The 26,379-nt window shown below is 66.0% G+C and carries 21 protein-coding genes and 2 pseudogenes; 13 read left to right on the top strand and 10 right to left on the bottom strand.

Features of this window, described 5'->3' with window-relative positions; translation table 11 throughout:
• Positions 1-11: 11 nt before the first annotated feature.
• The 7 genes from V9L20_RS00115 to V9L20_RS00085 form a co-directional block, all read right to left on the bottom strand.
• Positions 12-1,100, bottom strand: a complete 1,089-nt coding sequence (locus tag V9L20_RS00115) for a tartrate dehydrogenase (RefSeq protein ID WP_337295014.1) — start codon at positions 1,098-1,100, stop codon at positions 12-14.
• Positions 1,097-2,746, bottom strand: a complete 1,650-nt coding sequence (locus V9L20_RS00110) for an ABC transporter ATP-binding protein (RefSeq protein WP_337295013.1) — start codon at positions 2,744-2,746, stop codon at positions 1,097-1,099. Before V9L20_RS00110 ends, V9L20_RS00115 begins: the two co-directional genes overlap by 4 nt.
• Positions 2,746-3,651 (bottom strand): ABC transporter permease, encoded by a 906-nt coding sequence (locus V9L20_RS00105; protein ID WP_337295012.1) that lies wholly within the window; start codon positions 3,649-3,651, stop codon positions 2,746-2,748. The genes V9L20_RS00110 and V9L20_RS00105 overlap by 1 nt, the downstream gene beginning before the upstream one ends.
• Positions 3,652-3,665: 14 nt before the next feature.
• Positions 3,666-4,622, bottom strand: coding sequence for an ABC transporter permease (locus V9L20_RS00100; protein ID WP_337295011.1), 957 nt, complete (start codon positions 4,620-4,622; stop codon positions 3,666-3,668).
• 40 nt (positions 4,623-4,662) lie between these two features.
• Positions 4,663-6,285, bottom strand: a complete 1,623-nt coding sequence (locus V9L20_RS00095; protein ID WP_337295010.1) for an ABC transporter substrate-binding protein — start codon at positions 6,283-6,285, stop codon at positions 4,663-4,665.
• Between the two features lie 76 nt (positions 6,286-6,361).
• Positions 6,362-7,654 carry an NAD(P)/FAD-dependent oxidoreductase gene (locus V9L20_RS00090; protein WP_337295009.1) on the bottom strand — a complete coding sequence of 431 codons (1,293 nt, stop codon included), beginning with the start codon at positions 7,652-7,654 and terminating at the stop codon, positions 6,362-6,364.
• 27 nt (positions 7,655-7,681) lie between these two features.
• Positions 7,682-8,347 carry a haloacid dehalogenase type II gene (locus V9L20_RS00085; RefSeq protein ID WP_337295008.1) on the bottom strand — a complete coding sequence of 222 codons (666 nt, stop codon included), beginning with the start codon at positions 8,345-8,347 and terminating at the stop codon, positions 7,682-7,684.
• Between the two features lie 475 nt (positions 8,348-8,822).
• Here V9L20_RS00085 and V9L20_RS00080 point away from each other — a divergent pair, with 475 nt between their 5' ends.
• From V9L20_RS00080 to V9L20_RS00035, 10 genes and pseudogenes are all read left to right on the top strand, one after another.
• Positions 8,823-9,701: a GNAT family N-acetyltransferase gene (locus V9L20_RS00080; RefSeq protein WP_337295007.1), complete on the top strand. Its 879-nt coding sequence runs from the start codon at positions 8,823-8,825 to the stop codon at positions 9,699-9,701.
• A gap of 314 nt (positions 9,702-10,015) precedes the next feature.
• Positions 10,016-10,948: a 2-hydroxyacid dehydrogenase gene (locus tag V9L20_RS00075; protein ID WP_337295006.1), complete on the top strand. Its 933-nt coding sequence runs from the start codon at positions 10,016-10,018 to the stop codon at positions 10,946-10,948.
• Positions 10,949-11,106: 158 nt separating this feature from the next.
• Positions 11,107-12,510: an aspartate aminotransferase family protein gene (locus V9L20_RS00070; RefSeq protein WP_337295005.1), complete on the top strand. Its 1,404-nt coding sequence runs from the start codon at positions 11,107-11,109 to the stop codon at positions 12,508-12,510.
• A gap of 72 nt (positions 12,511-12,582) precedes the next feature.
• Positions 12,583-13,077, top strand: a complete 495-nt coding sequence (locus tag V9L20_RS00065) for an Lrp/AsnC family transcriptional regulator (RefSeq protein ID WP_307701599.1) — start codon at positions 12,583-12,585, stop codon at positions 13,075-13,077.
• A 168-nt stretch (positions 13,078-13,245) separates the two neighbouring features.
• Positions 13,246-14,178, top strand: a complete 933-nt coding sequence (locus tag V9L20_RS00060; protein WP_337295004.1) for an ABC transporter substrate-binding protein — start codon at positions 13,246-13,248, stop codon at positions 14,176-14,178.
• Between the two features lies 1 nt (position 14,179).
• Positions 14,180-15,826: an amino acid ABC transporter permease/ATP-binding protein gene (locus V9L20_RS00055; protein ID WP_337295003.1), complete on the top strand. Its 1,647-nt coding sequence runs from the start codon at positions 14,180-14,182 to the stop codon at positions 15,824-15,826.
• Positions 15,827-15,849: 23 nt separating this feature from the next.
• Positions 15,850-17,088, top strand: a pseudogene (locus V9L20_RS00050) (acetamidase/formamidase family protein); the annotation flags it as partial.
• 329 nt (positions 17,089-17,417) lie between these two features.
• Positions 17,418-17,846, top strand: coding sequence for a GNAT family N-acetyltransferase (locus tag V9L20_RS00045; RefSeq protein WP_337295001.1), 429 nt, complete (start codon positions 17,418-17,420; stop codon positions 17,844-17,846).
• A gap of 92 nt (positions 17,847-17,938) precedes the next feature.
• A complete protein-coding gene (gene arr / locus V9L20_RS00040; RefSeq protein WP_258505671.1) occupies positions 17,939-18,334 on the top strand; it encodes an NAD(+)--rifampin ADP-ribosyltransferase in 396 nt (131 codons plus the stop codon).
• Positions 18,335-18,515: 181 nt separating this feature from the next.
• Positions 18,516-19,235, top strand: a complete 720-nt coding sequence (locus V9L20_RS00035; RefSeq protein WP_337295000.1) for a hypothetical protein — start codon at positions 18,516-18,518, stop codon at positions 19,233-19,235.
• A gap of 141 nt (positions 19,236-19,376) precedes the next feature.
• Here the strand turns inward: V9L20_RS00035 and V9L20_RS00030 are convergent, their stop codons facing one another.
• Positions 19,377-19,709 carry a DMT family transporter gene (locus V9L20_RS00030; RefSeq protein ID WP_337294999.1) on the bottom strand — a complete coding sequence of 111 codons (333 nt, stop codon included), beginning with the start codon at positions 19,707-19,709 and terminating at the stop codon, positions 19,377-19,379.
• Positions 19,710-20,200: 491 nt separating this feature from the next.
• Between V9L20_RS00030 and V9L20_RS00025 the strand changes: the two genes are divergently transcribed.
• Positions 20,201-21,442: a serine hydrolase domain-containing protein gene (locus V9L20_RS00025; protein WP_337294998.1), complete on the top strand. Its 1,242-nt coding sequence runs from the start codon at positions 20,201-20,203 to the stop codon at positions 21,440-21,442.
• A gap of 198 nt (positions 21,443-21,640) precedes the next feature.
• Here V9L20_RS00025 and V9L20_RS00020 read toward each other — a convergent pair whose 3' ends face one another.
• Entirely contained in the window at positions 21,641-24,043 is a 2,403-nt protein-coding gene (locus tag V9L20_RS00020; protein ID WP_337294997.1) for an acetamidase/formamidase family protein, read from the bottom strand.
• Positions 24,044-24,206: 163 nt separating this feature from the next.
• Here V9L20_RS00020 and V9L20_RS00015 point away from each other — a divergent pair, with 163 nt between their 5' ends.
• Entirely contained in the window at positions 24,207-24,599 is a 393-nt protein-coding gene (locus V9L20_RS00015; protein WP_337294996.1) for a RidA family protein, read from the top strand.
• Here the strand turns inward: V9L20_RS00015 and V9L20_RS00010 are convergent.
• Positions 24,596-25,294, bottom strand: coding sequence for an HAD-IA family hydrolase (locus V9L20_RS00010; RefSeq protein WP_337294995.1), 699 nt, complete (start codon positions 25,292-25,294; stop codon positions 24,596-24,598). The two genes, V9L20_RS00015 and V9L20_RS00010, sit on opposite strands and share 4 nt — an antisense overlap.
• A gap of 515 nt (positions 25,295-25,809) precedes the next feature.
• Here V9L20_RS00010 and V9L20_RS00005 point away from each other — a divergent pair.
• Positions 25,810-26,379, top strand: a pseudogene (locus V9L20_RS00005) (autotransporter outer membrane beta-barrel domain-containing protein); the annotation flags it as partial.

Genomic DNA, 26,379 nt, shown 5'->3' with positions numbered 1-26,379 from the left:
GTTGTGAAGGCTCAGGCGGCGGCGACACGTTCGGCAATCGCCATCCCAATTTCGGTGGTCGAGGCCGTGCCGCCCAGGTCGCGCGTGCGCGGCCCGTCGCGCAGCACCCCCTCGATGGCGCCGAGGATGGCGTCGTGCGCGGCGCGGCCTGCGCCTTGTCCCTGCGTGAGAAAGTCGAGCATCAGCGCGCCCGACCAGATCATGGCGATCGGGTTAGCGATGTTCTGGCCGTAGATGTCGGGCGCCGAGCCGTGCACCGGCTCGAAGAGCGACGGAAACTTGCGGTCCGGGTTCAGGTTGGCCGACGGCGCAAGGCCTATGGTGCCGGTGGTGGCCGGACCGAGGTCGGAGAGGATGTCGCCGAACAGGTTGCTTGCCACCACCACGTCGAAGCGCGTGGGCTGCAGCACGAACCGCGCCGAAAGAATGTCGATGTGCTGCTTGTCGACCGTCACCTCGGGGTAGTCGCGGCCTATGACATCGGCGCGGCCGTCCCACCACGGCATGCTGATCGCGATGCCGTTGCTCTTGGTGGCCACTGTGAGGTGCTTGCGCGCGCGGCTTTCGGCAAGCTCGTAGGCATAGCGCAGCACGCGGTCGGTGCCGTGGCGCGAGAAGACCGATTCCTGGATCACGATCTCGCGTTCGGTGCCTTCGTACATCACGCCGCCGAGCGAGGTGTATTCGCCTTCGGTGTTCTCGCGCACCACCAGGTAGTCGATGTCGCCGGGTTTGCGGCCGGCCAGCGGGCAGGGCACGCCCTCGAACAGGCGCACCGGGCGCAGGTTGATGTACTGGTCGAACTCGCGGCGGAACTTGAGCAGCGATCCCCAGAGCGACACATGGTCGGGCACTGTTTCGGGCCAGCCGACGGCGCCGAAGTACAGGGCGTCCACGCCGCGCAACTGCTCTTTCCAGTCGTCCGGCATCATCTGGCCGTGCTCGGCGTAGTAGTCGCAGCTGGCCCAGTCGATGGTGCGGCAATCGAGCTCGAAGCCGAAGCGCTCGGCCGCCGCCAGCACCACGCGCAGGCCCTCGGGCATCACTTCCTTGCCGATGCCGTCGCCGGCAATCAGCGCAATCCGGAACGTCGGGATCATGCGTGCACCTCTCTGGTGGCGTGGGCTGCTGCCGCGGCCGCGTGGTCCATGTCGTCGAGCCAGCCGCGGCGCAGTTCGGGCACCGATCGCGCGAGCAGCTGGTAGTAGGGGTGGTGCGGCCCGCGGTCGTAGTCGGCGCGCGCCACTTGCGAGAGCTTGCGGCCGTGCTGCATGACCACGATTTCGTCGCACACCGAGCGCACGGTGTGCAGGTCGTGGCTGATGAAGAGGTAGGACACGCCCAACTCGCGCCGCAACTCGGCCATGAGGTCGAGCACCGCCGCCGCCACCACGGTGTCCAGCGCAGAGGTCACTTCGTCGCACAGGATGAGGTCGGGCTCGGCTGCCAGTGCACGCGCCAGGTTCACGCGCTGCTTCTGCCCGCCGGAGAGGCCGCCCGGCAGCCGGTCGGCCACCGTGCGCGGCAGCTTCACCAGGTCGAGCAGCTCGAAGATCCGTTGCTTGAGCGGCTCTCCGCGCAAGCCCTTGTAAAACTGCAGCGGCCGCGCCAGGATGCGCCAGATGGTCTGCGAGGGGTTCAGCGCCGTGTCCGCCATCTGGAACACGATCTGGATGCGGCGCAGCTCTTCGGGGGTGCGCTGCTGCAGCGCGGGCTTGAGCGCATGCCCGCCGAACATGATGCTGCCGTGGCACGGCTTGAGCAGGCCCGCAACGGCGCGCGCGAGCGTGGTCTTGCCCGAGCCCGATTCGCCGATCACGCCGATGGCCTGCCCGCGGTAGAGCTTGAGGTTGATGTCCTCGAGGATGAGCTTGGCCGGCTGGCCCTTGGAGTCGACGGCGCCGTAGCCGCACGAAAGCTCGTTCACGTGGAGCAGCAGCGCGGAATCGCCGGACGCCTGGCCCGAGGCGCGCACCGCAGGCCGCGCGGCCGCCAGCAGGCTCTTGGTGTAGTCGTCCACCGGGGCCGAAAGGATCTGCTCCGTGGCGTTCAGCTCGCTCATCTTGCCGTTGCGCAGCACCAGGATGTGGTCGGCCATCTGCGCCACCACGGCCAGGTCGTGGCTCACGTACACGGCGGTGGCGCGTCGCTCGCGCACCACGCGGCGAAAGGCGCGCAGCACCTCGATCTGCGTGGTCACGTCGAGCGCGGTGGTCGGCTCGTCGAGAATCACCAGGTCGGGGTCGCCGATCAGCGCCATGGCCGCCATCAGCCGCTGCAGCTGGCCGCCCGAAACCTGGTGCGGATAGCGCGCACCGATGTTTTCCGGATCGGGCAGCGCCAGTTCGCGGAACAGCTGCACCGCTTTCGCCTCGGCCTCGGCGCGCTTGCACAGGCCATGGATCACGGCCGGTTCGACCACCTGGTCCATGATCGTGCGCGAGGGATTGAACGACGCCGCCGCGCTCTGTGCAATGTAGGAGACCGTGCGGCCGCGCAGGCTTCGCTGCCGCGCCGCATCGAGTGCCAGCACGTCGGTGTCGCCGATCTGCACGCGGCCGGCCGAGATGCGGCAGCCGCTGCGTGCATAGCCCATCAGCGCCAGCGCGGTGGTGGTCTTGCCGGAACCCGATTCGCCGATCAGCGCCAGCACTTCGCCGGGCTGCACCGAGAAGCTCAGGTTGTCGACCAGCGTGCTGTTGCCCGCCACGATGTGCAGGCCCTGGACAGTGAGTGGTGCGCCCATCAGCGTGCTCCTCTTTCGCGCGCGGCACGGCCGGGCAGGTTGTCGATGACGAGATTGACCGCGATGGTCAGGCTCGCGATGGCCAGCGCCGGCACGATCACCGAGGCGCCACCCACGGCCAGCGCGCCGATGTTCTCGCGCACCAGCGAGCCCCAGTCGGCCGCGGGCGGCTGAATGCCGAGCCCAAGGAAGCTCAGGCTCGCCAGCAGCAGCACGACGTAGACGAAGCGCAGCCCCAGGTCGGCCAGCATCGGGCCCAGTATGTTGGGCAGGATCTCGCGCAGCATGATGTAGAGCGTGCCTTCGCCGCGCGTGCGCGCCACGGTCACGTAGTCGAGCGCGTTGATGTTGACCGCCAGCGAGCGCGCCATGCGGTAGGCGCCTGGCACGTAGATGATGGCCGCCGTGACCACCAGCATCGGCACCGAGGAGCCGAAGCCCGCCACCATGATCAGCGCGAACATCTTGCTCGGGATTGCCGTGAGCGTATCGAGCCCGCGGCTCAGTACCGCATCGATCCAGCGGCCGCTGGCTGCGGCCAGCAGCGCCAGCACGGTGCCGGTTCCGCTGGCCAGCAGCGTGGCCAGGAGCGCAACGCCGATCGTGTAGCGCGCGCCCTCGATGATCAACGCCAGCATGTCGCGGCCAAGGTAGTCGGTGCCCAGCCAGTGTTTCACGCTGATCGGCTCGAAGACGTTCGACGTGCCCGCGGCCGCCGTGCCGTGCGACAGCATCCAGGGGCCGAGCAGCGCCGCGAGCAGCCAGAACAGCAGCACCGCGAGCCCGAGCAGGCCGGATGGGCCGAAGCCGGCGAGCCAGCGCAAAGGCCCGCCTCGGCGTTCTTGGGGAACCGGCGCCAGCAAAGCCGCGGCGCTCGCGACCGTTGAAGTTGTGGACGTTTCCATGAAGCTTCCTTCCTTCAGCGGTGCCGCAGCCGCGGGTTGGCGAGGATGCCGAAGATGTCGGCTGTCGTCACCAGGATCAGATAGGCACAGCAGAAGATCATGGCGCAGGTCTGCACCAGCGGCATGTCGCGCTGCGAGACGCCGTCGACCATCAGCTTGGCGATGCCCGGATAGTTGAAGATGGTCTCGACGATGATCACGCCGCCGAGCAGGTACGACAGGCTCAACGCCACGGCGTTGGCAATCGGCCCCACCGCATTGGGCAGCGCGTGCGCCAGCACCATGCGCATCGGCGAGGCGCCTTTGAGCCGCACCATCTCGATGTAGGGCGCCTCAAGCTGGTCGATGACCGCGGCGCGCGTCATGCGCATCATCTGCGCCACGATCACGCAGCACAGCACCAGCACCGGCATTGCAAACGCGCGCAGCAGCTGGCCCATCGACTCGATGTCGTTGACGAACGAGAGCGCCGGCAGCCAGCGCAGCTTGACCGCGAACACCAGCACCGCCAGCGTTGCCACCAAGAACTCCGGCACCGACACCACGCCCACCGCCGTCGTCGAAGCCGCACGGTCGAACCACGAGCCGCGCCATACCGCCGAGGCGATGCCCAGCGCCAGCGCGATCGGCACCGAGAACAGCGCAGTGACGGCGGCCAGCAGCAGCGAGTTGGGCAGGCGGCTGGCGACCAGCTCGGCCACCGGCATCTGCGTGGTCGCGGAGCGGCCGGGGTCGCCCTTGAGCATGCCGACCAGCCACTTGGCATAGCGCTCGGGCGCGGGAACGTCCAGGCCCATTTGGGCGCGCAATGCAGCTACGGCTTCGGGCGTCGCGTCCTGGCCGAGCTGCTCCTGCGCGGCATCGCCGGGCAGTACCGCGGTGATCGAGAACACGACCACCGACACCGCCAGCAGCGACAACAGCGCCAGCGCGATGCGCTGGGCCAGAAGCTTCAAGATCACATGGTTCATGTCGATGCTCCTGGAGACGAGGCGGACGGCCGCGGACGCGTTATGCCTCCAGCCATACGTTCTCTGCGAAGTTGTAGCCCATGAGGCCGCCCAGCGGAATGGGCGACAGGCCCTTGAGCTTGGAGCTGTGGCCGTCGATGCTCGACAGGAACAGCGGAATGCCGATGCCGGCGTCCTGGTGGATCATGGTCTGCATGTCGGCATACATCTGCTTGCGCTTGGCCAGGTCGGTCTCGGCGCGCGAAGCCAGCAGCAACTGGTCGAACTTCTCGCTCTTCCAGCGCGATTCGTTCCATGCCGCGCCCGACTGGAAAAACTGCGTCAGCAGCACGTCGGCGCTCGGGCGCGGGTTCACGTTGCCGAAGCCCACGTGGCTGTTGAGCCAGTGGTTCGACCAATAGCCGTCCGCCGGCATGCGCTTGATGTCGATCTCCAGCCCTGCGCGCTGCGCCGTCTGCTGCAGCAACAAGGCCATTTCCACCGAGTACAGCGCCGCGGGCGACGCTACCATCGGCACCTTGCCCGTGATGCCGGACTTCTGCAGGTGGAACTTCGCCTTGTCGAGGTCGAAGGGGCGCTGCGGCAGGCCGGCGAAGTAGAAACGGTTGGTCGGGTCGACGGGCTGGTCGTTGGCGACCACGGCGTAGTCGAGCGCAATGGTCTTCTTCATTTGCTCGCGGTCGAACAGATGCTTCATGCCGAGCACGAAGTCCGGGTTGGCGCCGGGACCCACATCCTTGCGCATTACGAGGTCGGAGTACTGGCCCGACTGGGTGACGAATATGCCGAAGCCGGGCGTGTCCTTCACGCGCGCCACCGAACGCGGGTTGACCGAGCCGACCAGGTCCAGGCCGCCTGAGAGCAGCGCGTTGACGCGCGCGCTCTCGTCGCCGATGCCCACGAACTCGATCTCGTCGAGGTAGGGCTTGCCGGGCTTCCAGTAGGCGTCGTTGCGCACCATCAGCGAGCGCACGCCGGGTTTGAATTCCTTGAGCTTGTAGGGACCGGTGCCGATGCCGGCATTGAAGTCTGTGGTGCCTTCCTTGACGATGTGGAAGTGGAAGGTGCCCAGGATCACCGGCAGGTCGGCGTTGGGCGCGCTGAGCACGAAGGTGACCTCGTTGGCGCCGGTGGCCTTGGCGCTCTCGATCTGGTCGGCAAGGATCTTGGCCTTGGAGGCGGTGGCCGCATCCTTGTGGCGCATGACCGAAAACACCACGTCGGCGGGCGTGAGCGCTTTGCCGTCGTGAAAGGTCACGCCCTTGCGCAGCGTGAAGACCCAGGTCTTGGCGTCCTTGGTGGTGAACGATTCGGCCAGCGCGGGCTGCGGCGTGAGGCTGGCGTCCAGCGAGGTCAGGCCGTTGTAGATCATGTTGCAGCGCGAGTAGTCGGTCTGGTTCGACTGCTTGGCCGGATCGAGCGTGTCGGTGGCGGCGGCAGTGGCGCCCGCCACGCGGATTCGGCCACCCTTCCTGGGCGTTTGCGCGTGGGCGGACACCGCCATGCCGGCAAGGCTGCCGGCGAGCGTGGCCTGCATGCCGCCCGCCATCAGCATCGCCAGAATGTCGCGGCGCGATGCGCCGCGTTTGAGCGACTCCATCACGCGAAGGCTTTCGCCGGGACCGACGAGGTTTTCGAACCTCTTGTTGCTGCTGTCGCTCATGGTGGGGTACTCCTGTGGGCCGGTGGCTGAAGGTTGTGGAACAAACAAGAAACGGAAACGGCGGGCTTGCGGGCACTCAGGCCAGCTTGTCCTTGAGCGAGTAATAAAGCCCCACCGCCGGCAAGAACCAGGGCGGGCCGAAGTGGCCGGGAATGGCAGGCCAGTCGCGGCCCTGCCAGGGGTTGGCGCCGGCGTCGCCGTTCATCAAGGCGGCCATGCGCTCGCCCATGTGAACCGACATCTGCGTGCCGTGGCCGCTGTACCCCATGGCGTAGTAAAGGCCGTTGCGCTCGCCGGCGTGAGGCAGGCGGTCTTGCGTCATGTCGACCAGTCCGCCCCAGCAGTAGTCCAGCCGCACGGCGCCGAGCTGCGGAAAGGTTTCGGCCAGCCCGGCGCGCAGGATTTCGCCGCTGGCCATATCCGATTGGGGGCTGGAGACGGAGAAGCGCGCGCGTCCGCCGAACACCAGCCGGTGATCGGCCGTGAGCCGGAAATAGTGATGGATGTTCGCGACCGTGGTGTAGGTGCGCCGGGCCGCGAGCAGCGCCTGCGCGCGCTCGGCACCCAGCGGCTCGGTGACCACGATGAAGCTGCCGATCGGCACGATACGTCGGCGCAGCCAGCCGAAGCTGCCATAGCCGCCATGCCGCGTGGCGCCCGTGGCCAGCAGCACCTGCTGCGCGGTAACGGCGCCGCCGGCGGTGTGCAGCCGGTGCGCGCGGCTTTGGCCCAGCCGCTCGATGCGGTTCACCTGCGTGCCGGTGTGAATCTGCGCGCCGTGGCGCTCCGCGGCCGAGGCCAGGCCCTGGGCGAAGCGGCCCATGTGCATCTGGCCGCTGCGCTTGTAGAGGAGGCCGCCGTGGAAGCGCTCGCTCTGCACCTCGCTGCGCACCTGCGCCGCATCGAGCACTTCGACATCGGTGTCCACGCCGTCGCCTATTAGGCGCTGCGCACTGCGTTCGAGCGCGGCCATCTGTTGGGCGCGGGTGGCGAGCTTGAGCTTGCCGTGGCGCATGAAGTCGCAGTCGATGGCTTCGTCGCGCACCAGCCGCGCCACGGTGTCCACCGCATCGTCGTAGGCACGGTACCAGGCGCGGGCCTTTTCAATGCCGACCTTGGCGGCCACATCGGCATAGTCCACCGCCAGCCCGTTGTTCACATGGCCGCCATTGCGCCCCGATGCTTCAGCCGCCACGCGCGTGCCGGCCTCCAGCACCGCGACCCGGGCGCCGCGCTTGGCGAGCGCCAGCGCCGCCGAAAGGCCCGTGAAGCCGCCGCCCACGATTGCGACGTCGACCTGCGCCGGCAGTGCATGCACTGCGGGAGCGAAGGCCGGTGCGGAATCGGTCCAGTAAGAGTCGAGCTTCATGGCGTGCGGCATTTCAAGCTAGAAAAATCAGAGGCCGACGACGCCAGGAAGGCCGCCGATGTCCTTGATCTCGGTGTAGCGATAGGCCGGGTTGCCCGGGCCGTGGCCGCGGTTCACGAACACCTTGTTGACGATGCCGATGTCGTCGGCCGACATCAGGTCGTAGCGCAGGCTGGAGGACACGTGCAGCACGTCTTCCGGGTTGCAGCCGAGCGAGTCGAGCATGTATTCGAAGGCCTGCAGGCGCGGCTTGTAGGCCTGGGCCTGCTGCGCGGTGTACACGCGGTGGAACGGCGCGCCGAGCATGGCCACGTTCTTCTGGATCTGGTCGTCCGATGCGTTCGACAGAATGACCAGCGGAATTTCCTTGGCCACCTTGGCAAGGCCCGCGGCCACGTCGTCATGCGGGCCCCAGGTGGGCACGGCGTCGTAGTACTTCTGGCCGTCGCTGTCGAAGTACTGGATCTTCCATTTCCTGCACAGGCGGCGCACTGCATTCTTCAGCACCACCTCGTAGGGCTGCCACGCGCCCAGCACTTCGTCGAAGCGGTAGGCCGTGAAGTCGGTGACGAACTGCTCCATCTGCTCGGGCTTGATGCGGTCGGCGAAGAGGTCGACGGTCAGCTCCTTCATGCGGAACCGGGTGAGGGTGCCGTAGCAGTCGAAGGTCACGTATTTGGGACGGAAAGTCATGGTCTCTGTTCCTGTTCAAGGGGTGGCAAATGCGACAAACTCATTACGAAGTCATTACGAAGCGATTGCAGCACGCACTTGCTCGAGGTATGTAGGGAAAAACGGCGCCTGGCGAAACGAAGCTGCGGTTTGCGGTGCCGGCGACGGCATGGCGTGCGGTGTGCCCTGCGTGCGTGCGGCCATGCACCGTGGTGCGTCGCGGCAAAGCCGATCGGCACGCTTTTGAAGCGCGCATCAGCTTGGCGGATGAAAGGGCGTGCATGGCGTAGGTGGCAAGGAAGTGGCGGTCGATCCTAGGCACGATGGCTCAGCATTTGTGTGCGTATGCGGGCGCTGCGCCGCAGCGAATTGCAAAACCGGGGTGCTCTGCAACCGAAGCTTGCAAGTTGCGAAACGGGCTGATTTCGGTCTGGTGCGGGGCCGCAATGTCGTCCAAGATGGATGCGCCATTCCGCTGAAACCGAGAGTTTTCCCTATGCCTGAACCCACTTCGAACGCACCCGCCATGGACGGCGTGGTGCTCAGACCGATGACGGCCGCCGACCTTCCGCATGCGCATGCGCTCTCGGCCGAACTGCGCTGGCCGCACCGTCCCGCCGACTGGGAGCAGATGTTCTCGCATGCCGAAGGCGTTGCCGCCGAGCGCGACGGCGAACTCATCGCCACGGGCTTGCGCTGGCTATGGGGCAAGACCCACGCCACCATAGGTTTGGTGATCGTCTCGCCCGCCTGCCAGGGCCGCCGCATCGGGCACCGGCTCATGAGCGCCTTGCTCGACGGACTGGACGATCGCACGGTGCTGCTGCATGCCACGGCTGAGGGGCGGGGGCTCTATGAGCGGCTCGGCTTTGTGCGCACCGGTGAGATGCGGCAGCACCAGGGCCTTGCACAACCGGCCCCGCTGATTGCGCTGCAGCCCGGCTGGCGTCTGCGGCCCGCGGGCCTCAACGAATTGCCCGCGCTTCAATCGCTCGATGCGGCGGCACGAGGCATGCCGCGCGACGCGCTGATTGCCGAGCTGCTGCAAACCGCCGACGCCTGCGTGGTGCTCGACCATGACAACGAGCCGAAAGGCTTTGCCATGCTGCGGCGCTTTGGCCGCGGCCATTCCATCGGGCCGGTGGTCGCACCCGATGCCGAAGGCGCGAAGGCGTTGATCGCGCATCTCGCAGGCATGAACGCCGGCAACTTCACGCGCATCGACATCGACTTCGACAGCGGCCTGGCCGAATGGCTCGAGAGCATCGGCCTGCTGCGCGTGGATGCGCCGACGACGATGGTGCGGGGTGGGGCGGCTGCTGTGCCTGTGGGCTCGCCTTCATTGTTTGCCATCGTTACGCAGGCTGTGGGTTAGGTTGTTCGTTTCGTTCGTGGTGCGCACCCGCCGACGGGGTACCTTGCTCCGCGAATGTCCCCCGGCCTGCGGCCTCCTCCTTTATTTCGCTGCGCAAGGCACCCCGCCAGCGGGTGCGTTGCACAGAGCGGTTGTTGATCAGCGGTACACCAGCAGCGTGCCCTCGTGCACAGGGCATCGGGTGCTCCCCGCAGCGAAATAAAGGAGGAGGGCGAAGCCCGGGGGACATTCGCGGAGGGGAGTACCCGGTGGCCTTTGCACCCGCCCTGAACAGCAAGCTCAATCAAACGACGCGCACAAGACACACCTGAATCATGAAAACCACCTTCCTCTACAAATCAGACCCCGTACGCGGCCGTCAATGGGCCGAAGTGTTCAGCCAACGCCGCCCCGACATCGACTTCCGCATCTGGCCTGACATAGGTGACCCGGCGCAGGTGCGCTTTCTCGCAGCATGGGAGCCGCCGCAAGACATTGCCGAACTGTTCCCGAACCTGGAGGTGTTGTTCTCCTCCGGCGCGGGTGTCGACCAGTTCGACTTCACCGCGTTGCCGCCTGCATTGCCCGTGGTGCGCATGGTCGAGCCCGGCATCGTCAACGGCATGGTCGAGTACGTGACGCATGCGGTGCTCGGGCTGCATCGCGACATGCCGCAGTACCGCCGGCAGCAGCAGGAAGGTCAGTGGAAGCCGCTGCCGGTGCGGCCTGCGAACGAGCGGCGCGTGGGTGTGCTGGGACTCGGATCGCTCGGCCAGGCCGTGCTGGCACAGCTTGTCTCATTGGGTCTCGACTGCGCCGGCTGGAGCCGCTCGCGGCATGAAGTGCAGGGCGTGCAATGCCACGCCGGTGCCGACGAGCTGCCCGCGTTTCTTGCGCGCACCGACATCCTCGTGTGCCTGCTGCCGCTCACCGATTCGACGCGCGGTTTTCTCGATGCGAAGCTGTTCTCCATGTTGCCCGTGGGCGCTGGGCTGGTGCACGTGGGCCGCGGGCCGCATCTGGTTGAACATGATTTTCTGGAGGCACTCGCCAGTGGCCGCATCGGCGATGCCGTGCTCGACGTGACCGACCCCGAACCGCTGCCGCCCGCGCATGCCTTCTGGCGCCATCCGCGCATTCAGCTCACGCCCCACATCGCCAGCATGACGCAGCCACTGAGCGCCGCGCAAGCCGTGCTCGACAACCTGCGCCGCTTCGAAGCCGGAGAGCCCATGGTCGGCCGGGTGGACCGCGCCAAGGGCTACTGAGGACCGTTGAAAGGCCCGCCGCATGATGTGCTGTGGCAAGGCGCATAACCGCAGCGTGCTTTGCGCAGACCCCCCAAAGCAGCACCACGCCATGCGGCACGCCGCCTAAGCTGAGGGCATTCGAAAGCTTCCTTCGCTCTCGCTTAACCCACACCGCCATGACGCATCCCACCGCATTGCCGCACCTCGCCACGCTCGACGCCATCGATCGGGCCCACCTCATCCATCCCGTCTCGCCCTGGCGCACCCACGAGCAGCGCGGCCCCACCGTGCTGGCCTCGGCGCGCGGTGCATGGCTCACCGATGCGAACGGGCATGAACTGCTCGACGCCTTTGCCGGCCTCTGGTGCGTGAACGTGGGCTACGGCCAGGAGAGCGTGGTGCAGGCCGCAGCCGAGCAGATGCGGCGCCTGCCGTACGCCACCGGCTACTTTCACTTCAGCAGCGAGCCGGCCATTCGCCTGGCGGAGAAGCTGGTACAGATCACGCCCGCTTCGCTGACCCGTGTGTACATGACGCTCGGCGGCTCCGAAGCCGTCGATGCGGCCGTGCGCTTCATCGTGCAGTACTACAACGCCATCGGCAAGCCGTCGAAAAAGCAGTTCATCGCGCTGGAGCGCGGCTACCACGGTTCTTCGTCGACCGGTGCGGGGCTCACGGCCTTGCCGGCCTTTCATCGCGGCTTCGACCTGCCGCTGCCCACGCAGCACTACATTCCGTCGCCCAACCCGTACCGCCACACTGAAGGGGCTGACCCGCAAGCGTTGATCGCCGCTTCGGTGGCCTCGCTGCGCGCCAAGGTGGCCGAACTCGGCGCCGAGAACGTCGCCGCATTCTTCTGCGAACCCATCCAGGGCTCGGGCGGCGTGATCGTGCCGCCGAAGGGCTGGCTCAAGGCCATGCGCGATGCGGCGCGCGAGCTCGACATTCTCTTCGTCGTCGACGAAGTCATTACCGGCTTCGGCCGCACCGGCCCCATGTTCGCCTGCGAGGCCGAAGGCGTGGAGCCCGACCTGATGACCATGGCCAAGGGCCTGACATCGGGCTACGTGCCGATGGGCGCGACCATGATGTCCGAGAAGATCTATGCCGGCATTGCCGACGGTGCGCCCGCGGGCGTTTCGGTGGGCCACGGCGCGACCTACTCGGCCCACCCGGTGAGCGCGGCGGTCGCGCTCGAAGTGCTGCGTTTGTACGAAGAGGGTGGGGTGCTCGCCAACGGCCAGCGCGTTGCGGCGCATTTTGCCGCGGGGCTCGATGCGCTGCGCGCGCATCCGCTGGTGGGCGATTCGCGCCACCGCGGCCTGCTGGGCGCGCTCGAGCTGGTGAGCGACAAGCAGAGCAAGCGCGGCTTCGATGCATCGCTCGGGCTGGCCGACCGCATCTTTGCCGCGGGCTACCGCAACGGGCTCGTGTTCCGTGCCTTCGGCGACAACATCCTGGGCTTTGCACCGGCGCTGACTTTCACCGAAGACGAGTTTGCCCAGATGTTCGTGCGCCTGAAGAAAACGCTCGACGAGGTGCTGGACGCCGCCGACGTGCGCGCAGCGCTGGCGGGCTGACCGGGAAAGCACTGCCTCAGGGCTCCGCCGGCAAAGCAGAATCGGACTTTCTCTTCGTTACTCAGGACCGCTATGTCTGAAGCTTTCAAGATCGACCGACTCGACCTGCGCATCCTGGCCCAGTTGCAGCAGAACGGGCGCATGACCAACGTCGACCTGGCCGATGCGGTCGGCCTGTCGCCCAGCCCCTGCCTCATTCGCGTGAAGCGGCTCGAACAGGCCGGCTATATCGCCGGCTACGGCGCCCACCTGCGGCTCGAAAAGCTCGGTGACACGCTCACTGTGTTCACCGAAGTCACGCTGCAAGACCATCACCGCGAAGACTTCGTGCGCTTCGAGGCCGCGATCCGCGAGGTGGACGAAGTGCTCGAATGCCACCTGGTGAGCGGCGGCTACGACTACCTGCTGCGGTTTCTGACGCGCGGGGTGAACCACTACCAGGAAGTGATCGAGGAGCTGCTCGAGCGCAACATCGGAATTGCGAAGTACTTCAGCTACATCGTCATCAAGTCGCCGTTCATCAAGACGCACTGCCCGATCGAGCGGCTGTTTCCCCACCAGCGCTGATCGCGCCTGAAGGGCGGGGCTTGCCCTGGTTGCACCCCGGCCCGCACAAGCAGTCGTGCGCCCACACACAAGTGCGGCGGCGGCGCAGCTCCTACGCTCACATGGTGCGGTGCAGCAGGCTGGCGTGGTGCCAGCCGGTTTGCGCCGTCTCCACAGGAGCCTCGGACCATGCAAACCCTTCCCCTCCCGGCCGGACGCTGCGTCCGGCTTCGCGCGCTCGCACTGGCCGGCATGCGCGCTGCGGCCATCGCGTCGATCGGCCTCTCGGCCCTTGCGCTGACTGCCGCGCCCGCGCACGCCGAGGCCGCCAAGGCGCCGGCGGAGTGCGCGGCACTCCAGGCCAAGTACCCGCAGTTCAAGGGCAAGACGCTGGTCAACGCGATCAACCCGCACACGCCCGGCTACGAAACCATCGACCCCAAGGATCCGAGCAAGTACATCGGCTTCGATATCGACCTGGGCGAAACCATCGGCGGTTGCCTGGGCTTCAAGCTCACCTACAAGCCCGTGACCTTTGCGGCGCTGCTGACCACGCTGCAGGCGGGGCAGGCCGACATCGTCATCTCGGACATCTACGCCACCGAAGAGCGCGCTAAGGCGGCCGACTTCATCACCTATTCGAAGGTGTTCGACGGCGTGCTGGTGGCCAAGGGAAACCCGAAGAAGATCACCGGCATCAACACCTCGCTGTGCGGCACGGTGGCTGCCGAGAACACCGGCTATGTCGAGGTGCCGCTCATCCAGGCGCTTGCGCCGCAGTGCAAGGCCATGGGCAAGCCCGAGCCCGAGGTCCAGCTCTACGACAACAACCAGAACTGCATCCAGGCCATCCTTGCGGGCCGTGCGGACACCTACATCAACGACGTCAACACGGTGGACAGCGCCGTCAAGGCCTATCCGGACAAGCTGGAGAAGGCCGCCGCGGTGACGCTTCCGTACTCGGTGGGCATTGCCGTGCCCAAGGGAAAGACGGAATTCCGCGACGCGGTGATGGCCGCGCTGGTCGCCATTCAGAAGGCCGGGATTCAGACCGAGCTGCTCAAGAAGAACGGCCTGCCGGTCGAGAACCTCGAGGCGCCGCGCCTGCTCGTGGTGAAGTGAGATGGACCTGTTCCTCCACTACCTCTCCATGCCCTACCTGATCCAGGGCATCCTCTTCACGCTTGCAGCCACCGGCATCGGGCTGGCGGGCGGGGTGGTGGTGGGGCTGGTGCTTGCAGCGATGCAGCTCAGCCGCTTCAAGCCGCTGGCCGCGTTTGCCCGCGGCTATGCGGTGATCTTCCGTGGCACACCGCTGGCGCTGCAGATGATCTTCTTCTACAACGCGCTGCCGCATGTGGGCATTGTGCTGCCCGGGCTCCTGGCCGCCGGCTTGGCGCTGGCGTTCAACGAGGCCACGTTCATTGCCGAGATGTTCCGCTCGGGCGTTGTCGGCGTCGACCGCGGCCAGGTGGTGGCTGGCCAAGCGCTGGGCATGACGCCGCGTGTGCTCATGCGCCGCATCATCGCGCCGCAGGCCCTGCGATCGATGATTCCCGCGATGGGCAACGAGGCGGTGAGCACGCTCAAGAACTCCTCGCTTGCCTCGGTGATCGCGGTGCAGGAACTCACGCTGCGCAGCTCGCAGTTGGCTTCGTCCACCTTCGATTTCTTCTCGGTGTTCTTCGCCTCGGGGCTGATCTACCTGGTGCTGACCGGTGCGATCAGCCTGGTGCAGCTGGCGCTCGAAGCGCGCTTCGACCTGGACCGCCCGCAGGCGCTGCGCGGATTCGCGCCGTGGCTGCCGTGGCGCCGTGCCGCGGTACCTTCCGCCGGACCTTCAGCTTCGAAAGAAGAAGCGGGAGCAGAAGTTCCAGCGGTCGAGCCCGAGGAGGCGGCTCCCGCTGTTCAGCCGCTTGCCGCCGCATCGTCCAACGAACGCACGGCGCGCGCTTCCCGGCTGGCCGATGCACCGGTGGCCTTGCGCATCAACGGCGTGTCCAAGGCCTATGGTCAGCAGGCCGTGCTCAATGACCTGAGCCTGACGGTGCACGCCGGCGAAGTGGTCGCGCTGCTGGGCCCGAGCGGCTCGGGCAAGAGCACGCTCCTGCGCTGCATCAACCATCTCGAAACCTGGGACGCGGGGCAGGTCCATGTCGGCGGCCAGCGCCTGGGCTACCGGCCCGACGGCCAGCTCATGATCCCGAGCGACCTGGCCCGCGAGCGTGCGCGCCTGGGCGTGGGCATGCTGTTTCAGCAGTTCAACCTGTTCGCCCACCTGACGGCGCGCGAGAACGTGGCCGGCCCGCTGCGCTGGGTGCACGGCTGGACGGCGGAAGACGCCGACCGGCGCGCACGTGAGCTGCTGATGCGGGTGGGCCTGGCGCACCGCGCCGAAGCGCTGCCGCGCCACCTGTCCGGCGGGCAGCAGCAGCGCGTGGCCATTGCCCGTGCGCTGGCGCCGGGGCCGAGCGTGCTGCTGCTGGACGAGCCCACGTCGGCACTCGACCCCGAACTGGTGAGCGAGGTGCTGGAGGTGATCCGCCGCCTGGCCGTCGAGGAAGGGCTGACGATGGTCATTTCCACCCACCAGCTGCGGTTTGCGGCCGAGGTCGCCGACCGCGTGGTGTTTCTTTCCGGCGGCCGCATTGTCGAAAGCGGCCCCGCGCTCGAGGTGCTGCAGCACCCACGGCGGCCCGAAACCGCCCGATTCCTGCGCGTGATGTCGGCCGACGTGCTGCCGGCCGCATCGACACCCATGCCCGCCTGAGCCTGCCCCTATAGGACCCCATGAAACACCACATCCTGCCCGTCTCTCCCCAGACCATCCACTGGGGCTATTTCAGCAAGGCGGTCGCGCCGTCGCTGGTCGTGAAGTCCGGCGACCGCGTGACCATCGAGACCCTGACGCACCATGCGAACGACGATCACGAGCGCATGATCGCCGGCGACCCCGGCGCCGAATCGGTGTTCGCGTGGACGCGCGAGCACAAGGCCGTGCCGCGCCGCGGCGCCGGTCCAGTAACGGGGCCTTTCAAGCTCGGCGAGGGCGAAGGCGTGGGCGTGCACCTGCTGACCGGCCCGGTCGTGATTGAAGGCGCGGAGCCGGGCGACGTGCTGGAAGTGCGCATCCTCGACGTGCGGCCGCGGCCCAGCTGCAACCATTGCTATGCGGGCCGTTGCTTCGGCTCGAACGCGGCCGCGTCGTGGGGCTTTCATTACCGCGACCTGATCGAAGAGCCCAAGCCGCGAGAGGTGGTGACGATCTTCGAGCTCGACACCTCGGGCGAGCCCTTCGCACGCGCCGTGTACAACTACGTGTGGACGCCGCAGACCGACCCCGACGGCGTGGTGCATGCCACCATCGGCTACCCCGGCGTGCCGGTCGACCACACGCTGGTGCGCAAGCGGGAAGACATCTTGCGCAACGTGAAGGTGCCGGCGCGCCTGCATTTCGGCACCATGGGCCTCGCGCCTTCGGAGTCCGATTTCGTCAGTTCCATTCCACCCAGCTACACCGGCGGCAACATCGACGACTGGCGCATCGGCAAGGGCGCGCGCATGTACTACCCGGTGGCCGTGCCCGGTGCGTTCTTCTCGGTGGGCGACCCGCACGCGGCGCAGGGTGACAGCGAACTCGGCGGCACGGCCATCGAGACCTCGCTGACGGGAGACTTCGAATTCATTCTGCACAAGCAGTCCGAACTGGGCGGCACCTTGCTCGAAGGCCTGGACCATCCGCTGCTGGAGACCGAAGAGCAATGGTCCGTCTACGGCTTTACCTACCCCAACTACCTGGCCGCGCTGGGGCCGGACGCACAGACGGCGATTGCCGGCAAGTCGTCGCTCGACCCGGCCATGCGCGATGCCTTCCGCAAGCTGCGCCGCTTTCTGATGACGGTGCACCGCCTCAGCGAGGATGAAGCCATTGCATTGCTGTCGGTGGCGGCCGACTTCGGCGTGACGCAGGTGGTGGACGCTAATTGGGGCGTCCATGGTTCGATCCGCAAGAGCGTCTTCACGAACCGGTGACTGCGGGGCTCGGTGTGGTGTTTCATTAGGAACGGAATTCTTCACTGAGCTTGGAACTGCAGCTACTGCTGGCACCCCGCCACCCAGGGCGGTCCTCGACAGGAGCGCCCTGTACTCCAGTCGACCGCTGGACCGTCTCGGGGTGTCTTGCTCGCCGCATCGCTGCGCCAGCCGCTGCGCGTGCGTGCTGGGCTGGCCACCGGCGCGGGCCGCAGACACGGCAGAATGCGAGCGACAACTGCATTCGGCCGGAAGCGGGCGGTCATGTCCTCGGCACAAACCCGCCTCAGCCAGAATTTGCCCGCTCCGCATTCCAGCAGATTGCCCAAATGGAAAACATCGCCATCACCCCCGCCTCGCCCGAGGAACTCCGCTCTGGCGAACTCGGCCGCAAGCTGCGCCACTACAACTACGGCGTCGTCGGCGAGTATCCAGAGCAGCAGTACATCCGGCTCAGCGCCAGAGACGGGAACGGCCGATTGCTCGGCGGCCTGCGAAGTTTCGTGTTTCTCCGCTGGCTCAACATCGAAGTGCTGTTTGTCGAAGCCGACGTGCGCGGCTCGGGCCTGGGCAGCCGCCTGCTCGCCGAAGCCGAGCGGCAGGCCATCGAGTTGGGTGCCAGAAATGCGAAGCTCGACACCTTCGAGTGGCAAGCGCCCGAGTTTTACCGAAAGCATGGCTATGAGGAGTACGCGCGCATCGACGACTATGCGCCTGGCTTCTACCTGGCTTCCATGAAAAAATCGGTAGCGCGCTGAGCAGCGTTGCAAGCTTGCTTCGGCTGCCGGTGAAGAACGTCCCCCCGAGTAAACTCCGCGGCTTTTTCGTTTCTGCAGAGGAGCGACTTGCGATGGCTGTCTCGGACACCGGCCCTTACTTCCACGGCACGCGGGCGGACCTCCAGGTGGGCGACCTGCTCACCGCAGGCTTCCGCTCGAACTATGACGGGGAGGTCGTCATGAACCACATCTACTTCACCGCTTTGTCAAAGGGCGCCGGGCTGGCCGCCGAAATGGCGAAGGGCGACGGCCGTTGCCGCGTCTACATCGTCGAGCCCACGGGCGCCTTCGAGGACGACCCCAACGTCACCGACAAGAAGTTTCCGGGCAATCCCACGCGCTCGTACCGCAGCCGGGAGCCGCTTCGGATCGTCGGCGAACTCGAGAGCTGGGAACCCTTCGACGCGGAGTACATCCGGCAGCTCAGGGAGCGCGTACGCGCAGGCATGGGAGAGATCATTAACTGAATCCGGCCTGCCGATACCGCGTTGGGTAGCAATCGGAAATGGACGCGGATGTTGGCCGCTTTGGGCATTGCGGCTGTGCGGCAGAATTCGGCCAAGACCGGACGTTCATCGCTGCGTGATGGTTCGTTCGGTATCGTCTCTATAGCGATACCGGCAACGTTGCAGGAACTAGGAGGGGAAAATGGCCGCCCATGAATGCACGATGTACCCCGACGATCAGACGTGGGAGGTGATCTATGACGCAATGGATGAGGAGCGGGCGCCACCTTGGCCGGAGATGACACTTCACCTTCAGCCACAGGACACTACCTTGGCGGGCTGGCGACTGCTCTTGGAGCTTGTCGATGAAGCCGTGCACGATCGCCGAACAGTCTTTGCACCGAAGAAGGAGTTAGGTCCTGAACTCTGGAGCCAAGTGCTCACGTTGCCGGCTTCTATAGCAGGGCTAAAGCACGTCGAAAAACTCGACCTATACGGCAGCAACCTTCTTCGGCTCCCGCCGGAGATTGGCGAGATGGAAAGTCTCACGCATTTCGTTCCCTATACCTCATATGGGCTCCACTGGTTCCCGTATGAAATCACTAGGTGCAAAGCCTTACGGTCGAGCACGGTGAGCACCAGAGCGCTGTATGGCAACTACAAATATCGGCAACCCTTTCCGTCGCTGGCGCAAGTAGTCGCGGAGCTTGTCCCGAAGCGTTGCGGTGTGTGCGACGGGCCGATCGATCCGGAAAGCGCAGAGCAAGTGTGGATCTCCCTCGGGGTAGCGGCCGACGTGCTGCCGCTGCTCGTTAACGCCTGTTCCATCGGGTGCGTGGAGAACCTCCCTCCGGCTGCTCAGGGCTACGTGCAAGGGCCGCATAAAGGAGGTCTCTCTGTGCGACAACCTATGCCGGATTGACGCAACCGCAATCAAGTGTTCGCAGGTGACGCGTCAGAATCGCTTTTGACTGGAACCGGCCAAGAGCGGACATTGCGAGGCTAGTGCATGGACCGCGGTTTCGAACTCCGAAGAAGTCATCCGCCTGACTCGCGAGCAGAACTACCGCCAATCAAGGTTCAGGCAAATTACCCCGGCCACAACGAAGGCAAGGCCGATCAGCCGTGTCGAATGGAAAGACTCGCCGAACCACAGCATGCCCACCACCGCCGTGAGTGCGGTGCCACCCCCGGCCCACACCGCATAGGCCAGGCCGACTTCCAGATGACGCACGGACAACGACATCAACCAGATCGCCAGCGCATACAGCGACCCAACCGCCAGCGACGGCCACAGGCGGGTGAAGCCATCGGCATAGCGCAAGGCGATGGTGCCGACCACTTCGGCGGCGATGCTGGCTGCAAGCAGCAGCCAGGCGAGTGCGTGGTAACGCATGGGAACCCCTGTCTGTGACCCTGCGCTGTACCGGGCAGGATCGGGAGGAAACAGAAGCGGTACCCCGAACCCGCAAATTGTAGAAAGAAGTCGTGACGGTTCAGCTATCGAGGGTGCGCTATGCCTGTCGCTCGGCCCCTGCCAGGTAGCCCATCGGCACCTCGACGATGGAGTGTTCGATAGCGCCGGGCGTGAGCTGGTCCGGCGCATCGATCAGTAGCCGTCGGTGACTGCTTTCGGGCGACGCGAACTTCGGCTTCGGGTCCGAAGCTCCATTTGGAATGCGTCGGTGCAGAGTCGTCGAACCTCACAGTCCACGTGCCAAGACGGGCCGCCCGCCTTTTGCCATCGAAACGATGCGGCGCATTCACTGCCTGACTCTCGATTTCTGTGTGTCCGAGTGCGCACTTCGTCGCAAGCGGGTTTCACCCGTTTACGCGGCGCGCATACATGGGAAGGATTTGTCTTCTAACCAAACAGATGGAGACAAAATGACCGTTACACGGCGCCAGCTTGCCTTGTCCGCCTTTGGAACCGCCTTCCTCGCCGGGTGTACAAGCGTGCCGACCATGCCACGTCCTGCAGTGTCTTCGGACCGACTGAGGCGCATCGCTCCGGCCCTGAACGCGCAGGTCGGCATCGGCACTTTTCCAGGCGCCGTGTCCCTTGTCTCGCACGAGGGAAAGCTGGTGCACCATGACGCGGTTGGCTTCCTTGACGCTGCCAAGACCAAGCCCATGCCGCGCGACGCCATTTTCCGCCTCGCCTCCATGACCAAGCCATTGACCTCCGTCGCCACAATGATGCTGACGGAGCAGGGTGTGATGAAGCTCAACGACCCGGTCACGAACTGGCTGCCCGAGCTCAATAATCTGAAGGTCGAGACACCGGCGGGCGACGTGCCGCTGTCTCGTCCAATCACCGTGCAAGACCTGCTCATGCATACGGCAGGCTTCGTCTATGGTCCAGCCAGCCCGTCGCCGCGCATCGGCAAGATGTACGCAGACCTGGGTATCGAATCGCTGGAGACCGACATCACCGGCGACGAGATGCTCAGACGCCTGGGCACCATCCCGCTGGCATACCAGCCGGGCACGACTTGGTTCTATTCGATTGCTACCGACGTGCTGGGCTTGCTGTTGGAGCGTGCGACAAAAAAACGTCTGGATGTGCTGATGCAGGAGATGCTGATCGGCCCGCTGGGAATGACCGACACCGCCTGGTGGGTGCCACCGGCCAAACGCAGTCGTCTGGCAGAGGCGCTGGAAAGTGACGCGCAGAAGGCATCGATGCTGCGCGCCTACCGCCACGACACCGACCCAGCGCCACGCACCTACCTCAAAGGCGGCGCCGGATTGGTTGGTACGGGCGCTGACTACCTGAAGTTCGCGCAGATGGTGCTGAACGGTGGAACCGACGGGCAGACCCGATACCTGTCGCGCAAGACCGTGGAATTCATGCTGTCCGACCATCTGATCGGCAAGGCCGGTGTGCCCAATGCGACCACTGGCCCGGGATATGGCTTCGGGCTGGGATGGGGCGTTCGCCTGTACGACGGCGTGGGCTGGACGCCTGGCAGCGTGGGCGATGCAATGTGGGCCGGCGCCTGGGGAACGAGCTTCTGGATCGACCCGCGCGAGCAGCTGGTCGGCGTGCTGATGGCGCAATGTCCCTCCAACCGGATTCACACACGGATGTTGTACAAGAATCTGGTCTATGGAGCTGTGTCTTGACGGGGGCGACCAGGCTAGCCAATAGCTGTTTCCGCAGCCCGTCGGATCACCGGCGCTTCGGCTGAATATCAAGGGCGTGGGCCAACGCGCGCGTTCAGTCTATTGCGTCGCGCCATAAGCCTGTATCGGTGATTTGCTGCAGCTGCGAAAACTGCATGCCAACTCAAATAAAACAGCGGCCCCAAGCGCAGTGATTGATCAGCCCGTATCACCCAGCGGCCGTTGCCGGCCGGCAAACAGTGCCTTGCGGATGACCGCGTGCACGCCCCAGTTGCCATCGACGACTTGCGTCACGCCAAAGTCGACGGCCACCGACATCAGCGAAATCGCCTCGTCTTCGCTCAGCCGCATGGCGGTCATCAGGAAGCGCCGGGTCTTGCGGAAGGCATCGCGCATGGCCGGGTCGAGCGAAGACTTTTCGTAGATCGCGCTGCGTGCCTTGTCGCCGAATTCCTTCAGGTAGTTGGGGTGGCTGAAGCCGTGGATCACCCACTCGTCGGCAGTTTCCACCAGCGGGTAGTCGATGTCGGCATAGGGTTCGCCCTGCAGCTGATCGGCCTTGTGCAGCACGATCTGGAAGACGCCGGTCAGCGAGCATTCGATGGCCGTGCCGCACAGTTCGCTGTCGCCCTGCGAGGCGTGCGGATCGCCCACCGACAGCAGCCCGCCGTCGACTCCCACCCGCAGGTAGACGGTGGCGCCCTTGGCAATGCGCCAGTTGTCCAGGTTGCCGCCGAAGCATGAGGGAGGCACCGAGTCGACGAGGCCCGTCTCTGCGGGCGCGACCGCGATCACGCCGAAGTGCGGGCGCACCGGGATGGTCACGCCCTGCAGCACCCCGTGGTTCTCGACGATCGATGCGCGGTCGACCGGAATGCCGGGGTAGTCGATGGTGGGGTGCAGCACGCCGTTCGGGTCGAGCTGCGGCGTCCAGCGAAAGTTGTAGACGGCGTGGGCGCACGCATGTCCCTGGCTGCAGTCGACCTCGTAGATGGTCACTACTTCGCGCTGCCGGGGCTCCTCGATCAGGTCGTCGTAGTGGAAGCCCCACCAGGCCGCGGCATTGCTGCCGAAGGCTCGGCCCTCGTACTTGGCATCGGCCGCCAGGCGCGGCGCAAGGTCGAGGATGCGTACCTCCAGCACGTCGCCGGGCTGCGCGTCCTTCACGTAGATGGGCCCGGTGCAGATGTGCACGCCAAAGCCCTCGCCGCTACCCCGGCCGTAGATCGATGCATCGGTGGGACCGGCGCCGCGGCGGTCTACGGCCTTGTGCTCGCGCGTCCAATGAAAAACGCTTTCGGCGCCGGAGTCGCCCTTGATCATTCGCTCGTGGTCGTCGTAGGCATGCTGGGTCAACGTCTCGATGGTCACGATGTCGCCGGAGGCAATGGTCAGCACAGGCGGAATCGAGCGGCCGAAGTAGCCCCAGTGAATGGTTTGCGCGGTGGCGGGTAGATGGTGGTGATGGCCTGTCGGGGCGCTGGTGTCGTGCGGCGCGGCCGTTGTTGCTTGCGCGGCAATTCCGGTAGTGCCAGTTGCATCGCCGGCCGTTGCACGCGCGTCGATGCGCGCGGTGAAGGGCACCGGGTCTTCGGCCGGAGACTCGAAGTAGCCCGAAGGCCAGCCGCGCCGGATGCGCTTGCGCAGCGACTGCTGGCTGACCTCGTTGGCCTGCTGCCGGTATTGCCGTGGCGACATGCTGTAGCGGTCGCGGAAGCAGTGGCTGAAATGCGCCGGGTCGTTGAAGCCCCAGCGAAAGCAGATGTCCGAGATCGACAGGTGTCCGTACTGGCGGTTCGCGAGGTCGGCGCGGCATCGTTCGAGGCGGCGCTGGCGCACATAGGCGGTAAAGGTCTGGCCAAGGCCCTCGAAGAGCTTCTGCACCAGGCGCTCGGACACGCGCCCGTGGGCCGCCACTGCCGCCAGCGACAGCGATGCATCGCTCAGGTTGGCATCGACGTACTGGCAAAGCCGGTGCACCGTGGCAGCCTGGGTGCTGCTGATGGCGGGCAGGGCGGTGTCCCGTTGTGCGGCCAAGCTCGTTGCAATGAACTCCGACAAGGCGGACTCCACCGGCGCGACGTCGTCATCGCTCAATGTGTCGAAGGCATCGGCCAGCGCAGTCAGCGTGCCCGCGAACATGCGGCCCAGGCCCGCCCGGCCCGGCAGGTGGCCGAGCGCAAAGCCGGGGTTGCCGGGCAGCCGCGCCTTCAGGCTGGCGCGCGGCATGGACACCATGAACTGCCGGAAGTTGGAGCGGAAATCCAGCCCCGCCTGCGCCTGGGCCGGTCCGAAGACGATGTCGCCCGGAGCCAGTTCGATGGTCCGCTGGCCGTCGTGCAGCGCGGCTTCGCCGCTCAGGTGCAGCGCGAGCCAGATGGCGTCGGCCGTGTCGCCAAGCCGCTGGATGGTCTGCGGCGACGAGATGATGCGTGCCATGCCGACGCCGCGTGCGGTGCGGCCCGCCGTCAAGGTGCCGTACAAGGGAGCCGCTGCCGGTGCCATTTCGGGCCTGAGACGGTGCAGATGCAAGGCATCGCGCCAGGCGTGGGGCCGCTGGTGCACCGGGTAGGAGTCGGTCGAGAACTGTTCGAACTGCACGGCGGCGCTTTCTGGTTGCTTGCGCAGGGTGCGCAAGACACGTGCCACGCGCCATGCCCGACGTTGGCACGCTACTGGCTTGCCGCAGGTGCATGTCGAACTCCGGAGCCCGGGGCGGCAGCCGCATTGACAACGGCTGCCGCGGCCGCCTCAATTTGCCGCGATGTCTCCCATCTTTCACATGATTGCCGGTGCACCAGAACCGGTCGCTCCTTTCAGCCACGCGGTCGAAACCGACGGCTGGGTCTTCGTTACCGGGCAGATGCCTTTTGCGGGCACCTCGCTGGATGAGCCTTATCCAGAAGGCATCGAGGCGCAGACGCGGCAGGTATTGAGGAACCTGCAGACGGTTCTGGCCGGTTGTGGGCTCGGCTTGGAACACGCGCTTTCAGTTCGCGTGTATCTGACACACTTCGACGAGGACTACGAGGCGATGAACGCGGTCTACGCCAGCCATTTCGCGAATGGCCGAAGGCCCGCCCGCACCTGCATTGGTGTGACCGGCCTGGCCAAGAGCGCGCGCATCGAGATCGATCTCGTGGCGCGGCGCGGTTAGCGCGCCGCGTCGACCGCGTCCGCCAGTTCCGCGAGCGTGCGGAAGTGGTAGTCGGGTTCGGTGCGCTTGGATTCGATGGTTCCGCCCGAGCCTTTTTGCGCATGGCGCCGCTCGATCCAGCAGGTGGCAATGCCCAATTCCTTCGAGATGCCGATGTCGTGGTACTGGCTTTGCGCCACGTGCAGGTTGTCGGCCTGCTTGTAGCCCCAGGCGCCTTCGAAGCGGCCGCGGGCGTAGGCGAAGTAGCGCGCGTCGGGCTTCTCGCACAGCGCATCGTCGCAGCTCAGCAGCATGTCGAAGGGCAAGCCCAGCGTCTTGTCGAAATGGGCGAGCGCCCAATGCTGCGCGTTGGTCATCGTGACCAGCTTGAAGCGCTTGTGCAGCCGCTTGAGGGCTTCCACTGAATCTGGAAAAGCAGGCCATTGCGCGACCGAATCGCGCAAGCCTTGCGCCAGCGCGTCGGTATCGGGCAGTCCCAGCTTGGGTGCAATGACATGCCAGCAGCGCTCCAGGTCGTCGGGATACCAGCCGGCGTTGCCGTCGGCGCGAGCGCTTCGGTAAGCGGCCAGGAATTCGTCGTCGCTCACGCGCGTATCGGGCACCGCCGAGCGAAGGTAGGCGAGCATGCCTCCCTCGAAGTCGATCAACGTGCCGACGACGTCGAACGTAAGAACCTTGAAATCTTGCAGGGACATGCGAATAGCTCCAATCGGTGCGGACAAGGCAAGAGATGCCGTTCGTCGATGAGCATAGGAGCGCTATCGGCCTTGTCCGAACCGAAGTGGGCGGGTGAATCAGCACGGTATTTCGCAATCGATGCCGTGCCGGCATCTTCTTTCGCAGAGGCGTCCAGACGCTTCCTTTCCTTGCCGAAACACTAATTACATCTCGACGCAAGCTTGGGTATTTGGCTGCGTTTTTTCCTCCGCCGCGGCGCGATTTGCGTGCGGTTGCCTTTGTTGATTGAGGCGGCGCGGTGCGTTCCGCCGCTCGCTGACCTGCCTCAAACGAGGTACCCGATGGGGTATGTCACGAGTTAGTACGTCTGTTTACATTGACCCTGCGGAACGGGATCCGGGTCAGTGGAGGCAACTTTTCAAAACGCCTGCCTGGATGCGGTCGCAAGAACTTAAGCATTAAGGATGAGGCTGTGAACAAGACTATTCGCGTTTTTTGGAATTCCCCAGTCGGCACGCCCTCCGTGCGAGCCGTGACCGACCTTCCCCTGCACGCCATCGCCCTGTCTGTGCTGCTGCTGGGCGTGGCCCTGGCCTCGCCCGCGGGCGCGGCCGGCGGCACCGGTGGCCAGCCCGTGGGCGAGACCGTGTTGCACGGCGGTAATGGCGGCAGCGACGGCCAGGGCGGCAGCGGCGGGCTCAACGACACGACTTTCAACTCCTACGGCGGTGATGGTGGTGCCTCCACCGAGAGCGGCCCCACCGCCGGCAGCGCCGCCGACATCGGCAGCTTCGCCGGCGCCACCCCCGGCGCGGGCGGTGCCGCCGGTGCCTCCACCACCGAGCTCTCGCCCGGTGTGTGGCAGGGCGACGCCGGCATCGCCGGCCAATCGCAGACCGGCGACTTTGCCAATGGCAACGGCTATGGCGGCGGCGGCGGAGGCGGCCAGATCGGCAACGCCATGAGCCCGGCCACCACCACAGCCAGCTTCTCCGCCACCGGCGGTGCGGGCGGCGCCGGCGGCCACGGCTACTGGGCCGCGGGCGGCGGCGGCGCAGGCGGCCACGGCGCCACGCTGCTCGACCCCCTGGCCGATGTCGCT

The organism is Variovorax sp. CCNWLW225, from assembly GCF_037204045.1.
Classification (GTDB): Bacteria; Pseudomonadota; Gammaproteobacteria; order Burkholderiales; family Burkholderiaceae_C; genus Variovorax.
Note: the sequence above shows the minus strand (reverse complement) of the source record. Positions and strands in the feature narration are given on the sequence as shown.